General features: G+C 64.1%; 27 protein-coding genes and 1 pseudogene. 11 read left to right on the forward strand and 17 right to left on the reverse strand.

Annotation, left to right across the window (positions count from 1 at the left end):
* The first annotated feature begins 21 nt into the window (after positions 1-21).
* Complete coding sequence (locus C3V38_RS13420) at positions 22-516, forward strand: pyridoxamine 5'-phosphate oxidase family protein (protein WP_106385988.1); 495 nt, start codon at positions 22-24, stop codon at positions 514-516.
* A 97-nt stretch (positions 517-613) separates the two neighbouring features.
* Here C3V38_RS13420 and C3V38_RS13425 read toward each other — a convergent pair whose 3' ends face one another.
* The gene (locus tag C3V38_RS13425) at positions 614-1,138 is read right to left on the reverse strand and encodes a DUF309 domain-containing protein (protein ID WP_106386496.1); all 525 of its coding nucleotides are present in this window, start codon (positions 1,136-1,138) and stop codon (positions 614-616) included.
* A 70-nt stretch (positions 1,139-1,208) separates the two neighbouring features.
* Here C3V38_RS13425 and C3V38_RS13430 point away from each other — a divergent pair.
* Positions 1,209-2,349: pseudogene (locus C3V38_RS13430) on the forward strand (RtcB family protein).
* 124 nt (positions 2,350-2,473) lie between these two features.
* On the opposite strand, the gene C3V38_RS13435 reads toward C3V38_RS13430, so the two are convergent.
* From C3V38_RS13435 to C3V38_RS13445, 3 genes are all read right to left on the reverse strand, one after another.
* Entirely contained in the window at positions 2,474-2,731 is a 258-nt protein-coding gene (locus tag C3V38_RS13435) for a type II toxin-antitoxin system RelE/ParE family toxin (protein WP_106385989.1), read from the reverse strand.
* A 21-nt stretch (positions 2,732-2,752) separates the two neighbouring features.
* The gene (locus C3V38_RS13440) at positions 2,753-2,998 is read right to left on the reverse strand and encodes a type II toxin-antitoxin system prevent-host-death family antitoxin (protein WP_106385990.1); all 246 of its coding nucleotides are present in this window, start codon (positions 2,996-2,998) and stop codon (positions 2,753-2,755) included.
* Between the two features lie 160 nt (positions 2,999-3,158).
* Positions 3,159-3,818, reverse strand: coding sequence for a hypothetical protein (locus tag C3V38_RS13445; RefSeq protein WP_129591189.1), 660 nt, complete (start codon positions 3,816-3,818; stop codon positions 3,159-3,161).
* A gap of 280 nt (positions 3,819-4,098) precedes the next feature.
* Between C3V38_RS13445 and C3V38_RS13450 the strand changes: the two genes are divergently transcribed.
* On the forward strand, positions 4,099-4,842 hold the full coding sequence (locus C3V38_RS13450; protein WP_082767866.1) for a DUF4839 domain-containing protein: 744 nt from the start codon (positions 4,099-4,101) through the stop codon (positions 4,840-4,842).
* 156 nt (positions 4,843-4,998) lie between these two features.
* The gene (locus C3V38_RS13455; RefSeq protein WP_106385992.1) at positions 4,999-6,399 is read left to right on the forward strand and encodes an IS1380 family transposase; all 1,401 of its coding nucleotides are present in this window, start codon (positions 4,999-5,001) and stop codon (positions 6,397-6,399) included.
* 335 nt (positions 6,400-6,734) lie between these two features.
* Here C3V38_RS13455 and merA read toward each other — a convergent pair whose 3' ends face one another.
* Positions 6,735-8,135 (reverse strand): mercury(II) reductase, encoded by a 1,401-nt coding sequence (merA, locus tag C3V38_RS13460; protein WP_106385993.1) that lies wholly within the window; start codon positions 8,133-8,135, stop codon positions 6,735-6,737.
* Between the two features lie 105 nt (positions 8,136-8,240).
* On the opposite strand from merA, the gene C3V38_RS13465 reads away from it, so the two are divergent.
* The gene (locus C3V38_RS13465; RefSeq protein ID WP_007928756.1) at positions 8,241-8,630 is read left to right on the forward strand and encodes a heavy metal-responsive transcriptional regulator; all 390 of its coding nucleotides are present in this window, start codon (positions 8,241-8,243) and stop codon (positions 8,628-8,630) included.
* A gap of 155 nt (positions 8,631-8,785) precedes the next feature.
* Here the strand turns inward: C3V38_RS13465 and C3V38_RS13470 are convergent, their stop codons facing one another.
* A complete protein-coding gene (locus tag C3V38_RS13470; RefSeq protein ID WP_106385994.1) occupies positions 8,786-9,388 on the reverse strand; it encodes a cadmium resistance transporter in 603 nt (200 codons plus the stop codon).
* A complete protein-coding gene (locus C3V38_RS13475) occupies positions 9,385-9,744 on the reverse strand; it encodes a helix-turn-helix transcriptional regulator (RefSeq protein WP_070721788.1) in 360 nt (119 codons plus the stop codon). Before C3V38_RS13475 ends, C3V38_RS13470 begins: the two co-directional genes overlap by 4 nt.
* A 209-nt stretch (positions 9,745-9,953) precedes the next feature.
* Here C3V38_RS13475 and C3V38_RS13480 point away from each other — a divergent pair, with 209 nt between their 5' ends.
* The 5 genes from C3V38_RS13480 (at position 9,954) to C3V38_RS18360 (ending at position 13,102) form a co-directional block, all read left to right on the forward strand.
* Positions 9,954-10,550 (forward strand): recombinase family protein, encoded by a 597-nt coding sequence (locus C3V38_RS13480; protein ID WP_106385995.1) that lies wholly within the window; start codon positions 9,954-9,956, stop codon positions 10,548-10,550.
* Between the two features lie 192 nt (positions 10,551-10,742).
* Positions 10,743-11,519, forward strand: a complete 777-nt coding sequence (locus tag C3V38_RS13485; RefSeq protein WP_106385996.1) for a recombinase family protein — start codon at positions 10,743-10,745, stop codon at positions 11,517-11,519.
* Between the two features lie 68 nt (positions 11,520-11,587).
* Positions 11,588-11,866, forward strand: coding sequence for a putative quinol monooxygenase (locus C3V38_RS13490; protein ID WP_061230041.1), 279 nt, complete (start codon positions 11,588-11,590; stop codon positions 11,864-11,866).
* A gap of 6 nt (positions 11,867-11,872) precedes the next feature.
* A complete protein-coding gene (locus C3V38_RS13495) occupies positions 11,873-12,115 on the forward strand; it encodes a hypothetical protein (RefSeq protein WP_061230042.1) in 243 nt (80 codons plus the stop codon).
* Between the two features lie 438 nt (positions 12,116-12,553).
* Positions 12,554-13,102 carry a GNAT family N-acetyltransferase gene (locus C3V38_RS18360; protein ID WP_082767871.1) on the forward strand — a complete coding sequence of 183 codons (549 nt, stop codon included), beginning with the start codon at positions 12,554-12,556 and terminating at the stop codon, positions 13,100-13,102.
* Here the strand turns inward: C3V38_RS18360 and C3V38_RS17385 are convergent.
* From C3V38_RS17385 to C3V38_RS13520, 5 genes are all read right to left on the reverse strand, one after another.
* Complete coding sequence (locus C3V38_RS17385) at positions 13,073-14,224, reverse strand: hypothetical protein (protein WP_217354145.1); 1,152 nt, start codon at positions 14,222-14,224, stop codon at positions 13,073-13,075. The genes C3V38_RS18360 and C3V38_RS17385 overlap by 30 nt on opposite strands.
* A 100-nt stretch (positions 14,225-14,324) precedes the next feature.
* Positions 14,325-15,404 (reverse strand): ThiF family adenylyltransferase, encoded by a 1,080-nt coding sequence (locus C3V38_RS18365; protein WP_082767869.1) that lies wholly within the window; start codon positions 15,402-15,404, stop codon positions 14,325-14,327.
* Positions 15,405-15,902: 498 nt separating this feature from the next.
* A protein-coding gene (locus tag C3V38_RS13510) for an IS3 family transposase (protein WP_106385267.1) occupies positions 15,903-17,077 on the reverse strand; the annotation gives its coding sequence in 2 pieces (ribosomal slippage) (positions 15,903-16,790 and positions 16,793-17,077; 1,173 coding nt in all).
* Positions 17,078-17,128: 51 nt separating this feature from the next.
* Complete coding sequence (locus C3V38_RS13515; protein WP_106385997.1) at positions 17,129-17,449, reverse strand: IS3 family transposase; 321 nt, start codon at positions 17,447-17,449, stop codon at positions 17,129-17,131.
* A complete protein-coding gene (locus tag C3V38_RS13520) occupies positions 17,449-17,736 on the reverse strand; it encodes a transposase (RefSeq protein ID WP_061230111.1) in 288 nt (95 codons plus the stop codon). Before C3V38_RS13520 ends, C3V38_RS13515 begins: the two co-directional genes overlap by 1 nt.
* Before the next feature lie 251 nt (positions 17,737-17,987).
* Here C3V38_RS13520 and C3V38_RS13525 point away from each other — a divergent pair, with 251 nt between their 5' ends.
* The gene (locus C3V38_RS13525) at positions 17,988-18,845 is read left to right on the forward strand and encodes a hypothetical protein (RefSeq protein ID WP_070719741.1); all 858 of its coding nucleotides are present in this window, start codon (positions 17,988-17,990) and stop codon (positions 18,843-18,845) included.
* A gap of 62 nt (positions 18,846-18,907) precedes the next feature.
* Here C3V38_RS13525 and C3V38_RS13530 read toward each other — a convergent pair whose 3' ends face one another.
* From C3V38_RS13530 to C3V38_RS13550, 5 genes are all read right to left on the reverse strand, one after another.
* Positions 18,908-19,828, reverse strand: coding sequence for a hypothetical protein (locus C3V38_RS13530; RefSeq protein ID WP_070719742.1), 921 nt, complete (start codon positions 19,826-19,828; stop codon positions 18,908-18,910).
* A 515-nt stretch (positions 19,829-20,343) separates the two neighbouring features.
* Positions 20,344-21,273, reverse strand: coding sequence for an LLM class flavin-dependent oxidoreductase (locus C3V38_RS13535; protein WP_165001121.1), 930 nt, complete (start codon positions 21,271-21,273; stop codon positions 20,344-20,346).
* Entirely contained in the window at positions 21,270-22,055 is a 786-nt protein-coding gene (locus C3V38_RS13540; RefSeq protein ID WP_106385999.1) for a ferric iron reductase, read from the reverse strand. The genes C3V38_RS13535 and C3V38_RS13540 overlap by 4 nt, the downstream gene beginning before the upstream one ends.
* Positions 22,052-22,855, reverse strand: a complete 804-nt coding sequence (locus C3V38_RS13545; protein WP_129591192.1) for an ABC transporter ATP-binding protein — start codon at positions 22,853-22,855, stop codon at positions 22,052-22,054. The genes C3V38_RS13540 and C3V38_RS13545 overlap by 4 nt, the downstream gene beginning before the upstream one ends.
* Positions 22,852-23,919 (reverse strand): iron ABC transporter permease, encoded by a 1,068-nt coding sequence (locus C3V38_RS13550; RefSeq protein ID WP_106386001.1) that lies wholly within the window; start codon positions 23,917-23,919, stop codon positions 22,852-22,854. Before C3V38_RS13550 ends, C3V38_RS13545 begins: the two co-directional genes overlap by 4 nt.
* Between the last annotated feature and the right edge of the window lie 9 nt (positions 23,920-23,928).

Below are 23,928 nucleotides of genomic sequence, written 5' to 3' on the forward strand. Positions count from 1 at the left end.
CATCGTGGAAAGGCATGTCACATGTCAGACGACACCAGATCGCCCGAGCAGATCGTCGCGGACCTGATCGAGAAGTCACCGATCTGCATGATCACCACCACCATCGGCCCCGACGGTCGTCTGCTGAGCCGCCCGATGACCCGCCAGAGCTCCGACTTCGACGGCACGCTGAGGCTGCTCGCCCCCAGAGACGGTGACCTCGTGTCGGAGATCGCGACCAACAGGCAGGTCAACGTCTCGGTACAGTCTTCGGACGGGTTCGTCTCGGTGGCGGGGCGAGCGGCCGTCGACGACGACCGGAACGCGGTGGCCGAGAACTGGAGCCCTGCGGTCGACGACGCCTGGTTCCCCGACGGTTCGGAGGAGGCCACCTCGATCCTCGTGCACGCCGACTCGGCCGAGTACTGGGATTCGAGCGGCTCGAGCATCGCCCACATCGCCTCGTTCGTCCGCGCGGCGGTGTCCCGCGACGATCGGGCTCCCGACATGGGTGACAGCGGCACCGTCGAACTGTAGGTCGGGCGGCGCCGTCGAGCGGGAGATCTGACGGCGCCGCAGGGGCTCCCGGGGCGGCAGGGCCGGCCGGGCCCTCGGCTTCACTGCTCGGTGACGCTCAGTCCTGCGCCGACGCCTCGTCGTCGGGGACGCGACGTCTGACGAGTCGCGGCCTCAACCGATCGGGAGCGGGGGAGCCTCCCCGTCGGAGCTCGGCCATGAGGTCGTGCGCGTAGGCGACGAGCCCCGTCGCGTCGACCCCGTGCGGTGCCGGGCCGTCGCCATGCGCGAGGCGCTCGGCCGCGCGCTCGAGCAGCGCCATGGCTCCCTTGGCGTTGGCGCGCTGGATGTGCGTGATGCCGACCGCCAACTGGGCGAGACCTTGCCACAGGAGTCGCTCGTCGGCGGGACCGCTCTTCCACGCTCCCTCCAGGACCTCGTGGGCGTGGAACGCGCGACCCCGGTCCAGAAGGTCCTGTGCCCACGCGAGGGACTCGGCGGGCGGCAGGTCGAGATCCTCGGGAATGCGCTCGACCCCCACGCTGCCCGGCGGTAGCGGGCGACCGAGCTCGTCGCGTGGGCGGGCGTTGCGCGCGCGACCTTCCTCATCGCGGTCACGATCCGAACGGGGAGAGGTGGACATGGCGCCATGGTCCCACCGGGTGTCGCCCGAGTGCCACCACGTGGCGGTCGGGAACCGGGACAATGGAGCCATGCCAGTCACTCTCGCCCCGAATGTGCTGTCGTGGGCGTCGGCGATCGACGAGAAGACAGTCGACCAGGCGGTGGCCCTCGCGCGGCTGCCGATCATCCACCCACACCTCGCGCTGATGCCGGACGCACACGCCGGTCGATGCGGTCATCCCGGCTGCGGTCGGGGTCGACATCGGTTGTGGAATGGTGGCCGCGCGTACCCGGTACACGGAGTCCGCCCTCGACCGCATCGACCTGAGCACGTTGCGCGACCGGCTCGAGCGTGCGATACCGCTGTCGCCGGGCAACTACAACAAGGCCGTCCGTCACGACCACACGCGGGAGCGGGTCCGCGAACTCGAGATGCTCGCCGACTCCGGCGGCGTCGACCTGTCCCATTCGCCGAAGTGGCGCGAGCAACTGGGGAGCCTGGGCGGCGGGAACCACTTCATCGAGCTGTGTCTGGACGAGTCCGGAGCGGTGTGGTGCTTCCTGCACTCCGGGAGCCGAGGGGTGGGCAACAAGATCGCCCAGAAACACGTCAGGATCGCTCAACAGCTGTGCGCGGAGCGGGGCGTCCAGCTCGAGGATCGAGACCATGCGTACGTGAAGCAGGGCACTGCCGAGTTCTCGCAGTACCTCGGCGAGCTGCGGTGGGCGCAGCGTTTCGCGCGGCTCAACAGTGACGAGATGATGGATCGATTCCTCACGGAACTGGCCCGGATCTTCCGCGACGACGACGCCGGCGAATCGGAACGCGTGAACTGCCACCACAACTACACCGAGAAGATCGAGCTCGACGGAAGGGAAGTGTGGCTCACGCGCAAGGGAGCCATCGACGCGACCGAGGGCCGTATGGGATGCATCCCGGGATCGATGGGCACCCGGTCGTACATCGTCCGAGGCAAGGGGAACGCGGACGGGCTGTTCTCCGCGCCGCACGGTGCCGGTCGTCGGATGTCGCGGACACAGGCCAAGAAGCAGTTCACCGCAGCCGACCTCGACGCGGCGATGCAGGGAATTGTCTACCGGCCCGGCGAGGCGTGGGTCGACGAGATCCCCGCCGCCTACAAGGACATCGACCGGGTGATGGAGGACGCCGACGACCTCGTCGAAATCGTGCACACCCTGCGGCAGGTGATGAACCTCAAGGGGACGTAGAGGGAGTCCGGAGGCAATGTTCTGATGGGAAAGTGCGTTATCCGCTTCTTCGTGGAGCGCGCCTTATCGGTGCCGGCGGGGTAGTGCGCCCCACGTAGCCGGAACCGGCTCGGTGGGGATGGGGTCACTTGTATACGTCTCCGCGGTGGCCGATGCGTAGTACGAGTACAGCGAGGGCATCGTCTTCGATGTCATAGATGATGCGATGGTCACCGACGCGGATGCGGAGTTCGCCGTCACCTCCGGCGAGTTGGATCGCTCCGGGCGGTCGCGGTGTCCCGGCCAGCGCCTCGATCGCCCGGACGATTCGCTTCTGCTCGGTGGGATGAAGTTTGCGCAGGGCTTTGGCAGCCGAGGGCTTATAGGAGATCGAATAGGGCATCAGACAAGCGGGGGCGCTGGTCTACAGGCCCAGTTCCGACATGAGGTCTTCGTGGGAGATGCTGTCGTCCTCGCGGCGAGCGGCAGCCGCGGCTTTCATGTCGACCTGATCTTCCAGGGCCTGTAGGGCGCGATCGAAGAACTCCGGCGAGACGACAACGGCGCGACGACGGCTGCCCCGGCTAAGGATCTCCACCGGCGCCCGCTGTGCGGCATCGAGTAGCTCGCTCTGATTAGCGCGGAAGTTGCTAAGCGTCGTGGTGACCATTCCGCTAATAGTACATCTTGTACAATTAGTGGTCTAGTGGCCTGCGCGCGACATGGGCGCCGAGTCTGCTTCGAGACGTCTACCCTGTGGGTTTGACGTAATCCGATTTATCGGCGTGGTCCCCGCGGCCGGGGAGTCATGGGTCGCCCCTCGTCCTAGATCAGGGCGTTCCCGCTGCTTCCACGGTGTCCCGCAGCTCGGTGTAGGTGCACTCGGCAACGCCGGGCAGGGCGGCCAGGCGGTGCAGGACGATCGACTTCTGGCCCGGGACTTGGGCGTTGAGAACGTGGGTAGGTACGACTAGGAAGCGCCAGTGGTCCAGGTTCAGCGGGTCCAGATCGGCCACTTCAGTGACGTCGAGGACGCAGACAACGTACACGTCGGCTTGGCGGCGAGACTTGGGGTCATACCGGCCGGTGTGTGTATCCCAAGCGAGGGTCTCGGGGATGCTGACGGTGGGGGTGGAGGCACGAGTCTGCGCCCAGCTCTGGAGGAACGACACCGACTTAACCTCCACCCGCAGTCCGCTTTCGGTGACGATGTCGACGGCATCCCATTCGACGCGGACGCCGGCGTGAGTGACTCCGAGCGCGCGAGCGACGAGATACTCAGCGAACAGGCCGCGGACGGTGTTGTCGAGCAGGCTCGACAACGACCATCGCCAGAAGTCGATCACTGGCCCCCCGGCGAATGGTTCACCACCGACGGTGAGGGGCTCGTCGCCGGTCATGCGAACCGGGACGATCGCACCGTGTGCTCCGATGGTTCGTCGAACCGACAGGTCCGGCCGTTCACGGGACTGCGCATCAGGGTGTGTCACAGGCGCTCCTCACACAGAGACATTGAGCGAACGATTCGACGAAAGCCCACGTCGGTCCTCTCCCGTTATGGGTTACAAGCGCCATGCCCACCTTGGCGGGAACAGACACCCGGAAGGGAAGCGATCGTTTACATCGAATATAGGATCACTGGGTTAGTGTCCCTCCTCGTCGTCGGTGCTGAGCACAGCAGCGGAAACGGCGGGAAGGACTTCCCCCAGGGCTGGGTGAGCGTCTCTCTAACTGGGGGCGAGAGCCTTCCGACGACGAGCAAAGGTCAGCATGACGACTGAAACAACCCGGTACCAGTTCGTTGAAGTCAAGACGGTGCGGGGCGCTGAGCAGCGGTCGATCGCTAAGAAGCAGGCCGAGGGCTGGGAACTAGTCGATCAGCAGCCCGGCACAGTACGAACCACGCTTCGATTCCGGCGCCCAAAGCCGCCGGTGCCATGGAAGATGCTTGCCGGTCTCGGAGCAGCCGCGGTGGTTTTATTCGCGATCATCGGAATCGGCGCACTCCTCGAAGACGACGACTCAGCAAACCAGGCCAACCCGGCTGAAACCGCGGAAGCGCAGCCCGCAGAAACGACCGGCCCGGCCCCAGCCTCCGACCCCGGAGCAGTTACTGAGCCTGATGAGGTACTCACCATCGACAACAGCTTGGAACTCGCGGCGCTCTTGCAGGAGGGCGACTATTGCTCGCCGACCGTCGCCGGCTTCGCTGCTACCCACGCGGGCCGGACGATTCAATTCGATGGCCATATCGCAGCGATGAACACCCACGGAAGTTACGACACCCGGTACGACATACTCCTCGGCGCCAGGGACTTCAACGAGTCGGACGGCCGTGGCCCAGCATTTCAATACCGCGACGTCGCACCCGTTTCCGACCTGAACCTGACCGGGCCGGGCATTCCCGATGCGATCGGCGTCACCGATCGGTTCCGGTTCACCGCGGTGATCGAGCGCTACGAAGAGAACAGCTGCCTGTTTCTGCTCGACCCGGTCTCCACTGAGACTCGCTAGGACTGTCCGATTACGCCGAAGCAGTAAGCGTGCTAACCCCGGTGATTCACGGGGATCTGCGAATTTTCGGGCGCAAATAGACCGAAGTGCCTCCTGATCAGGGGAAACTGGTTCTTGTCTAAGGATCCGGTTCCTCAAGCAGAAAGCACTCGGTAGGTGAAGCGTACTTCGTGGTCGTCTGGTCTGTCGTTCTCCGTCGATGATGTCGGGGTGATTTCTCACGCCGGGGCCATCGCGCCGCGTCTTCTGGCGGATCGTGTCGGGCTCACCGCCGAACTGTCGAAGGCCATGGCTCGCCGGCGGTTCGTCCCGGTCCATGACCGTGGCCGTGTGTTGATCGATGTCGCGGTGATGCTCGCCGGTGGAGGCGAGACCATCTCCGACATCCGAGTTCTGCGCCACCAGACCGGGGCTCTCGGCCCGGTCGCCTCGGCCCCGACGGTGTGGCGCACGCTGGATGAAGTCACCGCCGGTAAACGCAAGAAGATCCAGGTGGCGCGTGCCCGCACCCGGCGGCATGTATGGTCCCAGCTGCCCGGCGGGGTCCCCGCATCGAAGTGCGCGGGCCGGGACCTGGGATCGACGATCGTGCTCGATGTGGACGCCACCATCGTGGTCACCCACAGCGAGAAAGAGAGCACCGCGCCGACGTACAAGCGCACATTCGGCTACCACCCGATCGGCGTGTGGTGCGACAACACGACCGAGTTCCTGGCCGCGAGCCTGCGTCCGGGCAATGCGGGATCGAACACTGCCGCCGACCACATCGACGTCCTCGGCCAGGCGATCGCCCAGATCCCCGCCAACCATCGGCGTGACCTGCTGATCCGCTCCGACGCCGCTGGCGCCTCCCATGACTTGCTGGAATGGATCACGAGTCAGAACAGCGTCCGAGGTCGGCGGGTGGAGTACTCGGTCGGGTTCTCGGTCACCGCTCCGATCCGCCAGGCCATCGCCATCGCCCCCGAAGCCGCATGGGGGCCAGCGTTGAATCTCTCCGGCGATATCCGAGACGGGGCCGAGGTTGCCGAGCTGACCGGGCTCCTGGCCCCCGGGATGCTCGCCAAATGGCCAGAGGGGATGCGAGTCATCGTCCGCCGAGAGCGGCCTCATCCGGGCGCTCAGCTTTCGATGTTCGAAGAGGCGGACGGGTGGCGTTACCAGGTGTTCGTGACCAATACCACGACCGGGCAGCTGCAGTTCCTTGAGGCCAGGCATCGGGCTCACGCCCGGGTGGAGGACCGCATCCGACACGCCAAGGACACCGGTCTCGGACGGCTTCCCTCGCGGGAGTTCGCCCTAAATCAGGCCTGGCTGACTGCGGTAATGATCGCCGCGGACCTCGTAGCGTGGACCCGAATGCTGGCCTGCACAGGTGTCGCCGCCACCCTCGCAGCGTGCGAACCCAAAGCGATGCGCTACCGCTTCCTCCACGTCGCCGCGCTGCTGACCCGCAGCAGCCGACGTAGACGGGTCAAAATCCCCGAAACCTGGCCCTGGGCCACCGCCATCGAGGCGGTGTTCCACACCATCGCCGCGATCCCCAAACCCGCCTGACCTCACCCGCTCGCCCTCGACAGCCCCACCCGGAGACCCGCCCACCGGCAGCGCCAGCCGGCACCTAAACACGCCCACAGACGGCCCAAGCCGCAACATCCGTAGAGAGCGGAATCCCTCACGCCCCATGAATCAGCGGGGCTAAACGCCCGGGCGGTGCCGGTAAGTGCTCCTACACCACCCACTGCGACGCTCGGGGCTGACGTGGTTCCCTATGAAGCTTGGATGACAGTCAGCGTCACCGCTCTGACCTGGGGATTCAACGTAATGCAACATTCACGGCGCCAGGCGGGCCGCCGCGGGAGCCCTCGTCCACCCCGCTGGGGCCGCGGGTTTCAGGCGCAGCATGACGTCGGCATCTGGTTTCGGAAGAGGCCGGCCACGATGCGCAGGCTTTCGCTCATGGTCAGGTACGGCGCCCAGGTGTCGGCCAGATCGTCGACGGTCATGCCGCTTTTGATGGCGTAGGTGGCCGCCAGCATGATCTCCCCGGCCCCGTCCGCCAGAGCGTGCACGCCCAGAACCTTGCCGCTCACGGCGTCGGCGACGAGCTTCACCGCCCCGCGGGTGTCGTGCTGGACGAGCGCCCGGGGGACATCGGACAGGTCCAGGACGCGGCAGTCGCACGCGTGCCCTCGGGTGAGGGCCTCGTCCTCGGTCAACCCCGCCGAGGCCAGCTGGGGCCGGGTGAACACGACCGCAGGAAAGCCGGCGTAGTCGACCCGAGCTGCCGGCGGGTACCTGTCCTCGGTCAGGGCGTTGAGCGCGGCGGCCCGACCGCCGGCGGCGGCGGCGTAGACGTACTGGGGAGCCCCCGAGACGTCACCGGCGGCCCAGACGCGCGGGTTGGAGGTGCGCTGGGTCTGGTCGACCACGACGAAGCCGCGCTCGTCCACGTCCACACCGGCAGCGGCCAGGTTCAGGCCGTCGGTGCGGGGCAGGCGTCCGGTGGCCACCAGGACCTGCGCGCCGCGCACCTGTGCGCCCGAGTCCGTGGTCACCACCACCTCTCCTGCGGGGCCTGGTTCGCGGGCCACAGTGGTCGCGCGCTCTTCGACCACGGTGATGCCGTCGTCGGTGAAGACTTCCCGAAGTCTCTGGGCCAGCTCCGGCTCGGCGTGCGGCGCCAGACGCCCGACCACAGAGACCCGGGTGCCGAGGTGAGCGAACAGCTGGGCCTGCTCCATCCCGACGTACCCGCCACCGATAACGACCAGGGACTCAGGCAGCTCGGTCAGCTGCATCGCGGTGGTGGACGTCAGCCGGTCCACAGAGTCGAGACCGACCACCTCCGGGATGGCGGGGGTGGCACCGGTGGCGACCAGATAGGCCCGGGCCCGCAGCGCCTGGCCGTCGACGGCCAGGGTGTCCCCGTCCAGGAAGCTGGCCTGGCCTGGGCGGACCTGGAAGCCGTAGGCAGCGGCCACATCGGCGTACTTCGCATCACGCAGGCGCTCGATGAGTGCGTCCTTCTGGGCCACCAGATCGCCGAGGTTCACCGGTGCGGCTGACGTTGGGGCACCTTTGAAGGGATTGGTGAGCGCGGCGTGCCGGGCCCCGGCGGCCGCCAGGAGCGTCTTGGACGGCACGCAGCCGATGTTCACGCACGTCCCGCCCAGAACACCGCGCTCAACCAGCACGACGCTCTTACCGGCCTGGCTGGCCGCGATGGCGGCGGACATCGCCGCGCCTCCTGAGCCGATCACGGCCAGATCGACGTCGTAGTCCACACCCATTTGCCCACCTTCCTTCGCGTGACCCCTCTTCAGCGTCCATAGTGGACGTTCCAGCGCAGGGGAAGGTCAAGGCGAACATGGACGAGAGCCGAGAAAGGGGCCACTGTGCGCATCGGTGAGTTGGCCGTGGCCAGCGGCACCACAACCAAGACGCTGCGCTTCTACGAAGAAGCCGGCCTACTACCTGCGCCTGAGCGCACCGCCAACGGATACCGCGACTACACCCCTGCGGCCCTGGCGCGCCTGGACTTCGTTCGCCGCGGCCGCACCGCTGGGCTCACCCTGGCCCAGATTCGCGAGATCCTCGACATCCGCGACGCCGGAGTCGCACCCTGCCAGCACGTGCACGCCCTGCTCGAAGCCCACCTGGGCGACCTGGACCGCCAAATCGCCGACCTGCAAGCACTGCGACACACCGTCGCGCACCTTCACCACAGTGCCACCACCAGCGACCCCACCAAATGCGACACCACGACCGTCTGCCGCTATCTGTGACCAGACCGGTGCTCGCGTGTATCGCCATGAGCAGATGCCGCCACAGAGCGTCGACAGAACCCCGCCATATAACGGCGAAAGCCACAATTCGTGCTGTGGAGCTGACCTCTCAGTGGCGGTCTTCCGAGACCGCTCATTTGCGGCACAGAAGAGCCTCATTGGAGCCCGAAGGCTCCGCCGCTGATCAGAATGAAGGCGCCTAAGCCGATCAGGACAATCGGGAACAGGATGTGTTCCCAGCGTTCCAGGACTTCGGCGATCGGCCGGCGCGTGGCGACGAACTTGGCCAGGCCCACCAGTCCTGCTACCAGCACTAGGAACACGATGCAATAGGCGATCACGGCTCCCGTGCCCACGTTGAGGAAGACGGGGACGTAGACGCCGATGTTATCTCCGCCGTTGGCGAAGGTGACACCGGCGACGGTCCACACGGCGACGTTCTTGCCCTCGATTTTTGCGTCGTCGTCATCGTCATCGGTCCCTCGCCAGGACTGCCACGCGGCCCACAGTCCCAAGCTCAATGGGATCAGTCCGAAGTAGGGGATGGCCTCTGGGGGCAGGAATGCGCCCGCGCCCAGGGAGACGAGTACAGCGGCGCCGAGGATGCCGACGAACCCGAGATACTGGCCGGCCAGGATGCGGGCGGTGGTTCCACGTTGGCCTGCGCCGCGGGCGAAGAACAGTGAGAGGACGATGATGTCGTCGATGTTGGTGGCGATGAACAGGCCGATCGCCTGCAAGGCCGAGGTTAGGATCACGCGCCCGACCCCGTGTCGCAACAACCCGGTGCTGAGCAGGCTGGGTCCAGGCAGGAGGCGTTCTCGTTGACGGCGAGGGTGACCTCGACCAGGGAGGCTAGTGACTGCGCCAGGTGCGGATCTGCGATCTCATAGCGGGTCTGGCGGCCTTCGGGCACGGCGACCGCGATCCCGCAGTCGCGAAGGCACGCCAGATGGTTCGACACGTTCGAACGCGTCAGTTCTAAGTCCCGGGCCAGCTCCGCCGGATAGGCCGGCCGCTCCAGCAACGTCAGCAGTATCCGGGACCGCGTCGGATCGGCCATCGCCCGCCCCAACCGATTCATCACATCCACACGAGAAGCAACAGTCAGCATATGTTGAACTATACAGTGGTCGCTGAACTGTCGAGAAGGCGCCTTAAGAACCTAAAGGTTTTCAAGACACTTGGCCCCGTCCGAGTTGGCGGCCAGTTCTGAGTAGGTTTCCTGGCCCTATGGCCACCCGCCGGTGTCTCATTAAGTCATCTTGGCGGCTTTCGTCTCAGGAGCGGCCTCGGTAGGGGTTTATGGGGCATCATCGAGCCATGAGGCATCTGGGGTACACCCGCGTCAGTACCGCGAGTCAGGACGCGCAGTTGCAGTTGGATGCACTCATAGATTCCGGGGTGCAGAAACGCGACGTCTTCTCTGACGTCACCTCGGGGAGCCGGGCCGCGATCGAGCGCCCGGGGATGAAGCGGCTGTTGGACTACGTCGAGTCCGGCGATACCGTCGTGGTGTGGCGCATTGACCGTCTCGGCCGCTCCCTGATCGATGTCCTCAATACCGTAAACCTGCTTCGCGACAAGGGCGTGAAGATCCGGTCGCTCTCGGACGGCATCGACCCGGAGACCACCTCCGGCCGGCTGATGCTGGGCATGCTCGCCACCCTGGCCGAGTACGAGCGCGAGCTCATCACTGAACGCGTCAACGCCGGCATCGCCGCAGCGAAGCAGAGCGGCACGAGGTTCGGCCGGCCCCCGGTCGACCCCGCAGTGATCGCCGAAAAACTCGACATCGCCCAGGGCGCCCGCAAAAAGGGGCGCACCGCCGCCGAAGCGGCCAGCTTGGTCGGATGGTCCCGCGCCACCCTCTACCGCCACCAGCAAGCCGCCCGAGCCCTCGAGGCGCTCGAGCCCTGATGGAAGCGGCCATCGCCAGGCATCGCCGCTAGAACGCCGCCACCTAGCAGTGCGATCTGCCGGTACACCCGTGCGGGACGGTATGCCGCCGACCATCGCCGCTGTGTCACAGGGTGGTTTCTAGATTTATGAAACGTTGTCCCTTCGGGTCTAGGGTGTAGTGATACAGATTCCGGGCGGGAGGGTCTTCTGGTGGCTGATCGGATCGGGACGTTGCTGAACCCTTCGGGTGATGGTGGCGAGGAGGTGCTCATCGTCAGCCGCGGGAGCGTGCGGACTCGGTTCCGTCGCCGGGACGAGCTGGACTGGTCAATCCGAGTCGAGTCGACGGACTCGGAGAACATCGTCGAGGGAAAGTCGAAGCCGGTCCGGAAGCCGGCTCGCCGGGCCTCGCGACCTCGTGGGCAGCGGGTGGCGTACGTGCGGGTGTCGGCCGCGGATCAGAATGAGGCGCGTCAGCTCGAGGCGGTTGGGGAGTGCGATCAGGTCTACGTGGAGAAGCAGTCGGCTCGCTCTCGTGCTGATCGGGTGAAGCTCGCCGAGTGCATCAGGTACCTGCGCGATGGTGACGAGCTGGTTGTCGCGTCGATGGACCGACTCGCCCGGTCTCTGGTCGACCTCAAGCAGATCGTTGGTGAGATTACAGCCAAGGGCGCGAGCGTTGAATTCGTCCACGAGCGGGCCGTCTACGCCGCCGGTGCCCAGGATCCTCGAGCAGATTTGATGCTCTCGCTGCTCGGGGCGTTCGCTGAGTTTGAACGGGCCATCATTCGCGAACGCCAGGCCGAGGGGATCGCCATCGCTAAGGCAAAGGGCAAGTACAAAGGACGCAAACGCGTCCTGACCGACGAGCAGATCGACAAGGCCCGCGCCCGCGTCGAAGCGGGGGAGGGGCCATCGGCGATCGCCCGCGATCTCGGAGTCGGGCGCTCCACGCTGTACCGCGCCCTCCAGCCTCACACGCCGTGACCGCCGATGAGCGGTCTCGTTGCACTGTTCAGGGCCCTGCGGGCGAGGGAGTGGCCGATACTGGGGCGGTGACCGAAGTTCATCTGAAGGGCCGACTGGTGTGTCGCGACGAGCGCGAAGCCGCTCTGGTCGCCGATCATCTACTGCGTCACATCGAGCTGACGCGAGCTGAGCAGGGCTGCAGGTCGTTTACTGTGACCCCAACCGAGGATCGTCTGGTGTGGCGCGTCGAGGAGGTCTTTGACGACGCCGCCTCGTTCCGCAGGCATCAGGACCGAGTTCAAGGCAGTGCGTGGGGGGCAGCCACCGCAAACATTGAGCGCGACTACTCCATCACGGGGATCTGACTCGATATGACTGTCGCAGAAGCCGGCACGGCCGCGGTGATCCCGCTGGCCTACGACATCGTGTGGCTACTCGTCGTCTTGGTGTGGCTGCTAATCCCGATCGCGATCGCCGTCACGGAACGGCGTCGGGGAGCGTCGTGGCCCGAAACGTTTCTGTGGTTCATGGTGGCGTTCCTGCTGCCAGTCGTGGGGCTGATCGTCTGGGCGCTGTACCGAACAGTCGGCGCGAGACGGGCAACCTCACGTTAAGTATCGCGCCATCAGGAGTTACGAGGGCTGGATCCCGTGTCGGACCGCCAAACAGTACTCATGGAAAGACGCCATCGAGCGTGCAATGGGCGGGCGGGTAAGTGAATGGACTGGCGACCGTCCCACAACCAAGGAAATGAGAGAGCGAGCGCCATACCGATGCATCGGCGTCCCTCGTAGCGAGAGGCGGGTAGGACTCTCGGCATCGTTTGGCGGGTTGTCGCGGCTTCCGTTGGCGAAGAAGACTGATGGAACGGGCCCTCTTCGGGAGCCGGCCTAGTTCTGTCCGTTGAGCACGGTGTCAAGTGAGAAGTTGGAGCTGAGCGAGATCCTCATAGAAGAAACTGGTGTCCATCGACTCAGTGTGGGTGCCTCGTGGCCCGAGTGTGTCCTCTCTGAACACTGCGACTTCGCCCCAATCGTGAGATGATCGGTTGCATGGCTTTACTGCTGCGACCACCACAATACCGTGACGAAGTAACACTACGACGCATTCACGAACAACTGCGTCGAGATGACTTTACCTTCCTACCGATGGAGGGAACCTGGGACGAGTTTCTTGAAAGAGTCGATCGAGAGGCATCCGGAATTGAACTTCCGCCGGGTCGCGTTAGAGCCGAGTTTCTCGTCGCTGAAGTTAACGGGGTCCCGATCGGGCGCGTATCGATTCGCCATCAGCTCAACGACTATCTCCTCACATTCGGCGGACATGTGGGGTACGCCGTGGCACCGGAACACCGTCGGCGTGGATACGCTACCGAAATCCTACGCCAGTCCATCGCACGGCTGCGAACTATCGGGGTAGAACAAATACTAGTGACGTGTGACAAGAACAACAGCGCATCGCGAGCCGTAATTGAGACCTGTGGGGGCCAGCTCGAAAGAATCAGTACTACCGAAGGTAGAAGCACATGTCGTTACTGGATTTCAGCGAACTCCCACCATTGCCCCGGTGATTCAATTGGATCTAGTCGTTTCAGGGTTTAGCAGCGCGAGTAATCCCGCAAGGACCGATAGCGCGCTAACCACGAGTACGGCGCCAGCTGGCCCCATCACGGCGACCGCAGACGACACAATTGGTGCACAAGCTAGAGCAATCAATCGTCCAGATGTCGCCCTCGTCGCCAACACGGTCGCACGAGTTCCCTCTGCAACACCTTTATTCATAATCACATCGTAGTAAACGAATGCCGCTCGGTAGATCCAGAAATATAGGACAGTAGCTGCAGCCTGAACTGGCCACAATGGCAAATAGAGAATAGCGAACCACAAGAGGGGCGGCACAGCTATTGCTACTGGCAACAGCCAACGTTTCCGATCGAATGAGCTAAGCAGTCCGCTAATTCCGGATTGGACTACCAGAATAATCACGAAAATAAGACCGAACACAATACCCGTCGCAAACTCTGACGACAGTACGGGCCCGGAACGATTGATGGCCAGTTGCCAGTACTGGATTGCAATCTGGAATCCGGCGTATAAAATTCCGCCAACGAGCAATGGTGCCAGGACGCCGCGATGTGAATCCCTGAGCGTCCTAATCATCAAGCGCAATGTACGTACCGTTCCATCCGCCTCTGCCTCAGGCAAAGGTGGGAACTTAGCTGAGTACCATACGTATGACGTGAAAATAACCAGGCAAGCCGCAGAGGCAATCAACCACGTTGTAGTGGGTGCAATGCCGTAAATCAATCCGCCAAGGCCGGCAGATACAGCCATTGCTCGGAACTCAAAGTTATTTAAACGGCTGATATCTTGCGCCAGATTATCTGATTCATTTCGGTTATTGTCTTTATGATGGGCAATCGATCTGTCGACAAACTCCGCGTGCAAAGCGCCCGCCATCAGCGCCAACGATAATGCATTGCATAACTCCGCAACGTACAAGGTTGGAATATTAGTAGAAACGGCAGTCAGGAGTAACCATAATGCGCCCAGGATAATTGCGATTGCTATTGGCCATCGTCGACTAACTCGATCAGATATCCAACCGAGCGGGACTTGGATTACTAGCATTGCGCCCGCTTGGAAGGCCTTCAGATAGAATACATGCTCCGGCTGCACCCCCTTGCTTACAAGGTAGAGCGCACTTGTCGCGCCGATGAACATTCGAGCTGCCCCAAAGGCGGCGCTCACGTACAGAACAACCCGAGCCGACGCCCCATTAGACAGCTGCCTTCTATGACGCGAGGTTCGCAAATCTGCTGTTCTAGTCGAACTGTTGTGTTTCAAAGTATAGACCAGTCTTATTTAATCCAATTCGGCGATTGAGGCTTACGGGCGTGGCGAAACCGCCTAGATAGCACAGTATGTCGTCGACCGCCAGTCCAGATGCGACGAGATTGGTCCAAGCGTGGCTCGGCGCTTGCGTCTTAGCTTTAGGGGCGGGAGGTGCGTGTTCACTGCGATCCACATGCTCAGTCGAAGACTGCTTTGCGATGAATGAACTGCCGCTATTCCATCCAGGCGACCCGAGTGCGGGCACCACCATGGGGCCGATTACCGGCATGTCGCAAACGTAACCGACTGGAAGATAGGGGAGCCCTCGACGAAGAGCAATTCGGTCTAGCCATTCAATTATCTGCGGCGGAGAATCCGCGCTCAATGCCGCGAAGTCACAATGCGGCAATGCTTCCGCAAGGACGTCCTCGTCAGTGATATCTGCGTGAATAACTCGCACTTCCGTGACGCTATTGAGATTACGAAGCTCCCGCGCCAACACATCGATTTTTGGGAGTCCAACATCGGCTTCTCGAAACATTATTTGGCGAGTTAGATTTGACTCTTCGATAGTGTCACAGTCGATTAGGGTAATATACCCGATACCAGAACTCACTAACGCCGAGGACAGGATATTGCCTATCCCTCCGCATCCTATTATTGCTACGTGCGCGGCGGAGATTCGTTCTTGCGTTTCGCTAGGATTGCCACCAGCGTAATTGTAGTAGAGTTTTGGTCGGTCGTAGCGGTCTGAAGGATCCCGGTCTTCGGTCATTGTCAGGTGCGCAGATGTGAGGATTCCGATAACGTCCCGCTTCTCAGTCTCGGTCCCATCTGTGTTTCGTAGGGCATTGGTGAGCTGCGCCTTCGATAGGCCACCCGAACGAAGAGACTCAAGAACTCCTACCGCGGCAGCAGTTAGAGTTGGTGGCAATGTGCCAGGTATAACTTGTTGTTTCGTTCCCCCGCATACGTAAAGATCGGCACCAATCCAACCCCAAGATACGTATGGAGCTAACGTTAGTAGTTTGTTCTCGACATTAGGGTGTGTATCTGAACTGATGGACATGCTGCCTTTTGTTAGACGGGGGCTTTATTTGGAATGGCAATGCCGATGCTCGACGCCGAAAGGGCGTCGAGCATCGGCACGTCTACATCAATTGTGGTGGTCGAAGTTCATTTCCATCTCCTTTCGTGTTGGACTGCCGTCACGGTAGTCATATCCGTAAGTGGGTGTCAATAGAGACATTGTTGAAATGTACATGGCATTGTCCGGATTTAGGGCAGCATTCAGTAGGCAGTCTGCTTTTACGCATGATCTAGCTGGCTCGAGTAGTGCCCGTCCGCCTATGTGTGGAGATCGCACATCAGGTCCTGCGCGCTCACTAGCGCATTCCCTCGGGTCGCTCGGAGTGCGAACGCGCGCGCTAGCGAGAGGCGGGCGGCGAGCTTTGTTCACGCCGTGTGGGACGAAGGTGAGTAGTGGCGATCGATCGAAACAACTCGCGCGTCAAGACGACGTGCGGCGAAAGCTTGGGGGTGGTGCACGGTTAGGTGACAGGGTTAGTCACGCGGCCTGAGTGGCCTGAGGGGCCTCATGGTTGATGATGGTCTCGTATTCGATCGGGGTCAATCTGCCGAGGCGGTCCTGCCGTCTGCGGCGGTGGTAGGTGCGTTCGATCCAGTGCACGATGGCAGCCCGGAGCTCGTCTCTGGTGGCCCAGGATCGGCGGTCAAGGACGTTGTTCTGCAGCAGCGAAAAGAAGCTCTCCATGGCCGCGTTGTCACCGCACGCGCCGACTCTGCCCATCGACCCGAGCATGCCGTGTCGCCGGATGGCCTTCTGCATCTTCTTCGAGCGAAATTGAGATCCTCTATCGCTGTGCAGGATGCAACCGGTCACCTCGCCCCGCCTGGCGACAGCGCTGTTCAGAGCGTTGACCGCCAGGCGGGACTTCATTCGCGCATCGATCGAATACCCGACGATCCGTCCCGAGTAGACGTCCTTGATCGCACACAGGTAGAGCTTGCCCTGGCCGGTGCGGTGCTCGGTGATGTCGGTCAGCCACAGCTCGTTCGGACCGTAGGCGGTGAAGTCCCGCTCGACCAAATCGTCGTGTACGGGCTCGCCGGCCTTGCGGTGCTTGCCGCGGCCCTTTCGGCTGATGGCGCTGGTCCAGCCACCGGACGAGCAGATCCGCCAAGCGGTTCGCCGGCACATCTTCTCGCCCGCGGCCTCGGCCTCGTCGGCCAGGTAGCGGTACCCGAACTCCGGGTCTTCGCGGTGGGCATCGAACAGGGCGTTGGCCCGGTACGCCTCGGCCAGTTCGGCGTCGGTCACGGGCTTTTTGAGCCACCGGTAGTAGGGCTGACGAGCAATTCCGAGTACCCGGCACGTCACCGTGACAGCGATGCCGTCAGCGGCGAGCTCGTTCACGAGCGGGTACCACCTTTTCCCGGCAGATTCGCCTGGGACAGGTAGGCAGCAGCGCGGCGCAGGACCTCGTTCTCCTGCTCCAGCAGACGTACTCGGCGCTTGGCCTCGCGCAGCTCACGCGACTCGGCCGACGTGGTGCCGGGTTTGATCCCGGCCTCCACGTCGGCCTTGCGCATCCACTTCTGCAACGTCACTGGATGGACACCGAAGTCCCGGGCGATCTGGTCCAGGGAGACACCGTCCTCGCGGGACTGAGCCACCCGGACGACGTCGTCGCGGAACTCCTGGGGGTAGGGCTTGGGCACAGCAACATCCTTCCAGGCCCGCCCCGCAGGGCAAGCCAGATCAGATGTCACCTACTCATGCATCAGCCCCATGCGTTGGGCCGCCAGGATCGGCAGTGATGAAGGCTCGGTGCGGTAGCTGGGGCAGTGACCGCACCGGTGACCGCGCCGCAGCACCAGGTCGGCATGCACCCTCCGGACGCCGTAGGTGCCCCGACTCGCGGCATAGATGTCGATGATCTCGTTCGGCAGATGCGCGTCGGTGATCTCGCGTTCCGTCGGCGGACGCACGGCTATCGCGTCGTAGTACGACGATCGCGGTACCTGCAGGACCCGGCAGACCACCGCCACGGGGAACCCGTCGGCGGCGAGGTCATGGATCAGCCGGGCCACTATTTTGGGAGCACGTTCTCTCGGGCGAAGTACGCCGAGGCTCGTTTGAGGATCTCGATCTCCATCGCCTGGACACGGTTCTCACGGCGTAGACGCGCCAGTTCCGCACGCTCGTCGCTCGTCAGACCGGACTTATGCCCCTCGTCGACGTCGGCCTGGTCCATCCACCGGCGCAGACAGGACTCGCTGATCCCCAGGTCCCGGGCGATCTCGGCGATCGGTTTCTCCCGCAGACGAGCAAGCTCAACAGCTCGGCGCCGAAATTCCGGCGGCTTGGCAGCAGGCATCCTGGACTCCCTCCCGAAGCGATCATCCGCCTCAGATCCGGTGTCCGAAACCCCCGGGACAGCTCAGGAGCCGAGCGCGAGGTCGAGAGGGGGCGGTCAAATGGAGGTCGCCACCGATAACGCAGTACTGTCAGCGCCTCGCGAGCGTCTCGATATGGCCGGAGTGAGCGCCACCGCTCGGGACCAACCCGAGGAGCCTGTCTCACCCTCTGCGCTTTACTGGGCGAATGCACTGGTGCGATGATCCTCCGATGGCATCACCCCAGGGCTTCCTCAGTGAGGAACACCAGCAGCGTTGGGTGCGCGCGACCTACTCAATCCGGGCGTGCGAACTCGCTCTGGACGGTGCGGTCGATCCGATCCCCGCCAGCCTCCTCGCGTGCGCCGATGCGTTGTACCCGTGGGAAAAGGTGTCGGCGTGGTCGCACAATTACCTGTGCGCGGGCATCGAGCACATGCTGCTGTGGGCCGACCTGGTGGCGCCGTACTCGTTCGACGAAGCCCATGTTAATAATGTGCGATACCGGCCGTACTTGCTCATGGGCAGGGCCGGTCTTGAGTCTGGAGCACATGCGGTCTGGCTGCTGGCCGATGTTGACGACCCACGTGAGTGCGTGCGTCGGCTACTGCGGATGATGTACAAGGACTTCGGGTACGAGCGCAAGGCACAGCTGGCTGGGGGATACCCTGTCGAGCGCATTGACCAGCGGATGGCTGACACCGTGCAGCGCGCCGGCGACCTCGGAGCTGGTGCCTCACCGAAGGACAAACCGCCTGGATACGAGGGGCTTGTTCGCCAGGCGGCGGAAACGGTCGGCGGTGACGCCGACCGTTGGTCGTTCCTATGGAACGCGGCCAGCGGAGCGGGGCACGGTCAAAACTGGTTCGGCATGGTCGGCTACGACGTCGAGATCGGTGAGGAGTACGAGCCTGGCCATTTTCGCAGCACACGGATGCCGGACCCCGTCTTCATCACAGAGGTTGTAGAGGCCGCTGCCGCCACCTTGCAATGGGGTGTCCTGCGGTGGCTTCACCTCGCCGGTTACCCGCTGACTCGACTTACTGAGTCGGCTCTGCGTGTGCATGAACGCATGCCGAAAAAGGCCTGAACGACACCTTCCGGCCGACTATCAACAGGGGTGTGAGAGAGCATCGGCATCCGTTGATGTTTTCAGGACAGGATGTCTGCAGCGCGAAGTAGGATCTCGCCGGTGCGGGCCGCGTGTTGCTTCTTCCGACGTAGCAGCTCGTCTAGCAGGATCTTCCCGTCGAGCACCATCGCCAAGTCGTAACCCTCTGCGAGCAGTAACAATCGTCGGCCACCTTCTCCGCTCAGAGCCACGGCGTTGGGCTGGAAGCCACTGATGGAGAGAAACAACCCAAGGGTGTTGTCCAGCTTGCGACGCACTTTTTCTGCGAAAATCGACAGGTCGGAAGTGGTGCTCAGCTCCTGCGTCCATTTTGCCTCCAGGAGGTAGTCGGTTCCTTCGAACGTGAAGGCGCCGTCGATCTGTTCCCCTTGAATGCGGAACGGTCCCTTTACGTCGATGTCGTATAGGGCAAAGAGCCGATTGAGCAGGTTTTCCAGGGCATAGCCACGCGCCTGCGCTTGCTGGGAGTGCATAGAAATGAACTCGGCGTTCAGCTCCGATGTCTCACGTGCGAGCGCCTGTTTCTGCTCGGCGCGCTCCTGGTCAAGGCGGCGACGTTGCGCTGCCGCCTCTGCTTCCGACCGCATAGCGCGGTACGGTCCGACCATGTCCTGAAGGACTCTGAGTGCCGCGATTGCGGACTCATACTTGGCGGCACCGTCATCGAGCCGCTTCAGTGAGGAAGGATCGATCTCAGCTGTTGCCAAGATCAGCGCGACTAGGGTGTCGAAGTACCGGTGCTGGTTGTCAGCGAGCGTAGTGACTAGTTGACGGACGATGGCTCTCTTATACGAACCGCCCCAGTCGAGCTGAGCGATCAGCTCGGGTTCGCCGGTGGCGCTGCGCAGGAATGCTCTCAGATCGTTTTTGAACCAGTAAGCAGTAGCCAAGGCCTCTTGCAGCGGCACAAGCACTGCAGGGGACACCCTCTTCGTAGCCATCAGCACAGTCTAGTTTTATGGGCTGGCGTAGTTCGTCAGAGCTTGCGCACAAAACTGGTGGGTGTCGGCTCGAAGCGGACAAAATCAATGCAATGGGAGCCGGAACCGTGAAGGCAGACGACCGAGCGTGCCTGCCTTCACCCTTGTCATAACGTCTGGTTATCGGTTTCGCATGGCTGCTGGTAGGCGCGCTCTTTCGACCGAGTAGCCCGTGACCGACCGTAGTGCTCCTCGTAGGTGGTGCTGGGTTTCACGCCGTTTTCGACATCAGCGGTCTTCATGCAGTTCGTCAAGCGGTCAAGCACCACCGGATTTTCTCTTGTGTGCCTGATCGGATCGCATCGACGCGACCTCCGTCCCACGGGAGCAGGCATTCGGCGGTTTCGAATCGACTGCACTGCAGTGTTTTACACACCGGCGCAGATGGCTCACTCCCGGCAGCACCTCGGCTCAACCGGCGACATGCTTGGGTGGCGCCCCGCTCAGACGGGGTGCCGGTCACTGCGTCGATAGGGTTAGCTCCCGCCTGCTCGCCGGTCGACGAGCATCCGCAGGCTCGTCTCCTCGACCTGATGCGGCACGTCGATGGGGCGGGTGTGGACCAGGACGCGGTCCGCTCGTCGCACCCCGGGGTCCGCGGAGAGCGCGTCCAGAATGTGCGCGGCGGTGCCGGTGGAGATCGTCAATGGTGCCCCCAGCCCGCGGACCCTGCGCTCTTCGGCGGCAACCCAGTCGGCGACGGACGACTCCTCGGTCGCCACGAGGGGCCGGGAGACCGCGATCTTCCCGCCTCCGGCAGCGGTGAACGTATCGAACAGGGCCGCGACCCTGAGGTCTTCCTGCGCCGGGATATTTCCAGGGCGAACGCGTCGCCGACCGGCGATGAGCCCCAGGCCGCGGCCGGCAGCATGCAGCACCGTCTCGCTGCTGCCGGCGGTGATCCACAGACGGTCCATCAGGTCAGGAGCGGGCGGATGGAGCCGCGGGTGGATCGCGCCGACGAGCAGCCCCCTCAGCTCGTCCACCACCTCCCAGAACCGACCGTGCCTGCGGTCGTGGTCGAGCCCCCACGCAGTGGAGGCGATCGGGTCCGATCCGCTCCCGAGCCCCAGCTCCAGGCGCCCGCCGGACAGCATGTCCACCACGGCGGCGTCTTCGGCGAGTCGGCGCGGGTGCTCGAGGGCCGCCGAGATGGATGCCGTTCCTAGGGCGATCCGATCGGTCTCCCGGGCCAGAGCCGCGAGTAGGAGGAGCGGCGACGGCAGGTGGGCGTCGTCGGTTCCGAAGCGGTGTTGGGCCACCCAGAATGAGCCGTACCCGGCGTCCTCGGCCACTTGGGCGAGGCGGATCGTGCGCTCGAACGCCATCGCAGGCCCGTCAGTCCCGCTGACGTGGCAGACCACGCCCCACCCGAGCTCGCGCTGGTCGCGGTCCGGGTGCCTCACCCGCGAGTCATCGCTTCCTCGAAGCGCCGTGTCCGCTCGTCCTGGCTCAGCCGCGAGCACCATGAGCAGTACCGTCCGTCGGGGGCGGCGTACCAGTGGCAACAGGACTTTCGGTCGTAGAACAGACGTGGTCCGGCGGGATCGGAAAGGATCCGGAATTCGCCTCCCCGGCGCAGTTCGGGACGGGCGGACAGCAGCAACTCGGCATGTTCGCGGATGTGGTGGGTGGTCAGCCCGGTGTCGGGCCGGTCCGCGAGCGCCCGGAACCCTCCGGCGAAGCCTGCCGCGATGTTTCCCATGAGGTTGCCCATCCCGGGCCCGGTCTCCGCGCTCACCGCCTCGGCGAGCGGGCGCAGGTGCCCGTCGACGGTGGCGGTCAGGACCTGCTCCGGGGTCGCGTCCTTGAGCACCTGCGGTGAGTGCAGCGTCAGCAGGTCGGGCGATCCGTCGGTGAACCGGACCGAGACCCCCGCCGCGTGGAGATCGAGTGCCACGCCGTGCAACATCCACGCCGCCACCGCGACCGCGCAGACCCGATGGCAGTAGCGCTGGAACACCAACGAACCGGCGTGCCGCCCCGTCTCCATCCCCCGGAACTGGGCGTGCAGTTCCACCATCCGACGGGCCTGCCCGGATGCCGGGTCGCACAGCTGCATGCCGTGGAAGCGTTGATTACCCGCCGCCGTTTCGGTGGCAGCCGTGTCGCCCGGGGTCAGGCGGATGACGCGGAACGGCGGGCCGAGGCCGTCGATGGCGGTCAACAGTGCGGGGATGTCGGTCATGTCTCGGGGTTCCTTCTCCGGGCCGGCACCACGTACCTGGCCCCGTTGAGGTGGACCACATCGGCCACGGGGCCGTACAGGGTCTCGACGAACTCGGTGGTGATGACGTCGGCCGGCCGCCCCTGCGAGTGCACGCGTCCCTGGTCGAGGACGATCAGTCGGTCGCAGAACGCGGCAGCCAGATTAAGGTCGTGCAGGACGATCGCCACCCCCACGCCGTCGGTGTGGACCAGGTCGCGCACTATCTCCATGATCTCCAGCTGGTAACGCAGGTCTAGCGCGCTGACCGGCTCGTCGAGTAGGAGGTACGGGGTCTGCGCGGCCAGGGTCCGGCCGATCAGCACTCGCTGTTGCTGGCCGCCACTGAGCTCGAAGGCGCGGCGTGATGCCATCCCCCCGAGGCCGAGTCGCTCGGCGATGCCCAGGACGATGTCGAGCGTGGCTTCCTCGCTGAGGCGCCGCCGATCCAGTGCGAGACTCATCGACTCGGCCACGGTGAGGGCTCGGCCCACCCCATCGTCGTGCTGGGGGACGTAACCCAGGATTTGCGCGCGTCGGCGCGGGCGAACCTTCACCATGTCGGTTCCGTCGGCCACGATCGTGCCCGAGCGGGGGGTGAGCACGCCGCACACGGACTTGAGCAGGGTGGACTTGCCGCAGCCATTCGGACCGAGGATGCCCACCATCTCACCGGGGGCCACGTCCACGTCGATTCCGGCGATCACGGCCTCGCCGCGGCGGCGGTGTGCGGCCGACAGACCACGCACCTTCAGACCAGTCGCGGACTTCGCATCGGTCACCGCGACCACCTGCCCTCGCGCAGGATCAACCACAGGAACACCGGCACCCCGATGAGCGACACCACGATCCCCACCGGGATGATGATCGGGCTCAGGGCCAGTCTGCCCACCAGGTCCGCCGCCAGGATAATGCTCGCCCCGGTGATCGCGGTCAGCGGTAGGCGGTAGCGTTCATCGGCCCCGACGAGCATGGACGCGATGTGTGGAGCCACGAGGCCGATGAACCCGATGACCCCGGTCACGCTGATCACGGTGGCCGCGACCAAGGTGATCGACAACCCGGTCTCCAGGCGCAGCCGCGTGACGGAGACGCCCAGGGCCCGCGCCACATCGTCGCCCGCGGCGAACCGTTGGTAGTTGCCTGTGTTGGCGCGGGCGTGCAGACAGGCGAGGACGACGACGACGGCGGCGATCGCGATCTGTGACCAGGTCGCCCGGCCGAGGTCCCCGAATGTCCAGTGGATGATCGACGACAACTGCTGCTCGTCCGCGACGTACTGCAGTCCCGCCGCCAGGGCCGAGAACAGATAGCTCAGGGCGATCCCGGCCAGGATGATCGCGGTGGGACCCATCCGCGTGACCGAGGCGATTGAGAAGACGAGCAGCGAGCACAGGACCGCGCCGATGAACGCGGCGACCATCGTGCCCAGGGTGCGGGACCCGACGATTGACAGACCCGTGAGAATCGCGACGGAGGCGCCGAAGGCCGCGGCGTTGGAGATCCCGGTGGTGAAGGGGCTGGCCATGGGGTTGCCGGTGATGATCTGCATGCCCGCGCCGGCCACCGCGAGCCCGATCCCGGCCACGACGGCCATGGCGATCCGCGGCAGGCGGAGCTGCACCACCGCGACCCACTCGTTCCACGTCAACGGGGTGGCCCACCGGTCACCTTCGGGTACGAGCGTGGCCAGCAACCTGACCGAGCTGATGTCGGTCACGCCGTTGACCACGCCCGCCCAGGCCAGCGCCAGCATGATCGCCGCCGCGGCCACCAGGATCAGTCGCCGTGTGCGGCGGGTTCCCAGGATCGTCCGGCGGTCATCACGAGTAGTTTGACTCGCCACGGATTGTCA

Origin of the sequence: Dietzia sp. oral taxon 368 (genome assembly GCF_002999155.1) — a bacterium.
Lineage (GTDB): Bacteria > Actinomycetota > Actinomycetes > Mycobacteriales > Mycobacteriaceae > Dietzia > Dietzia cinnamea.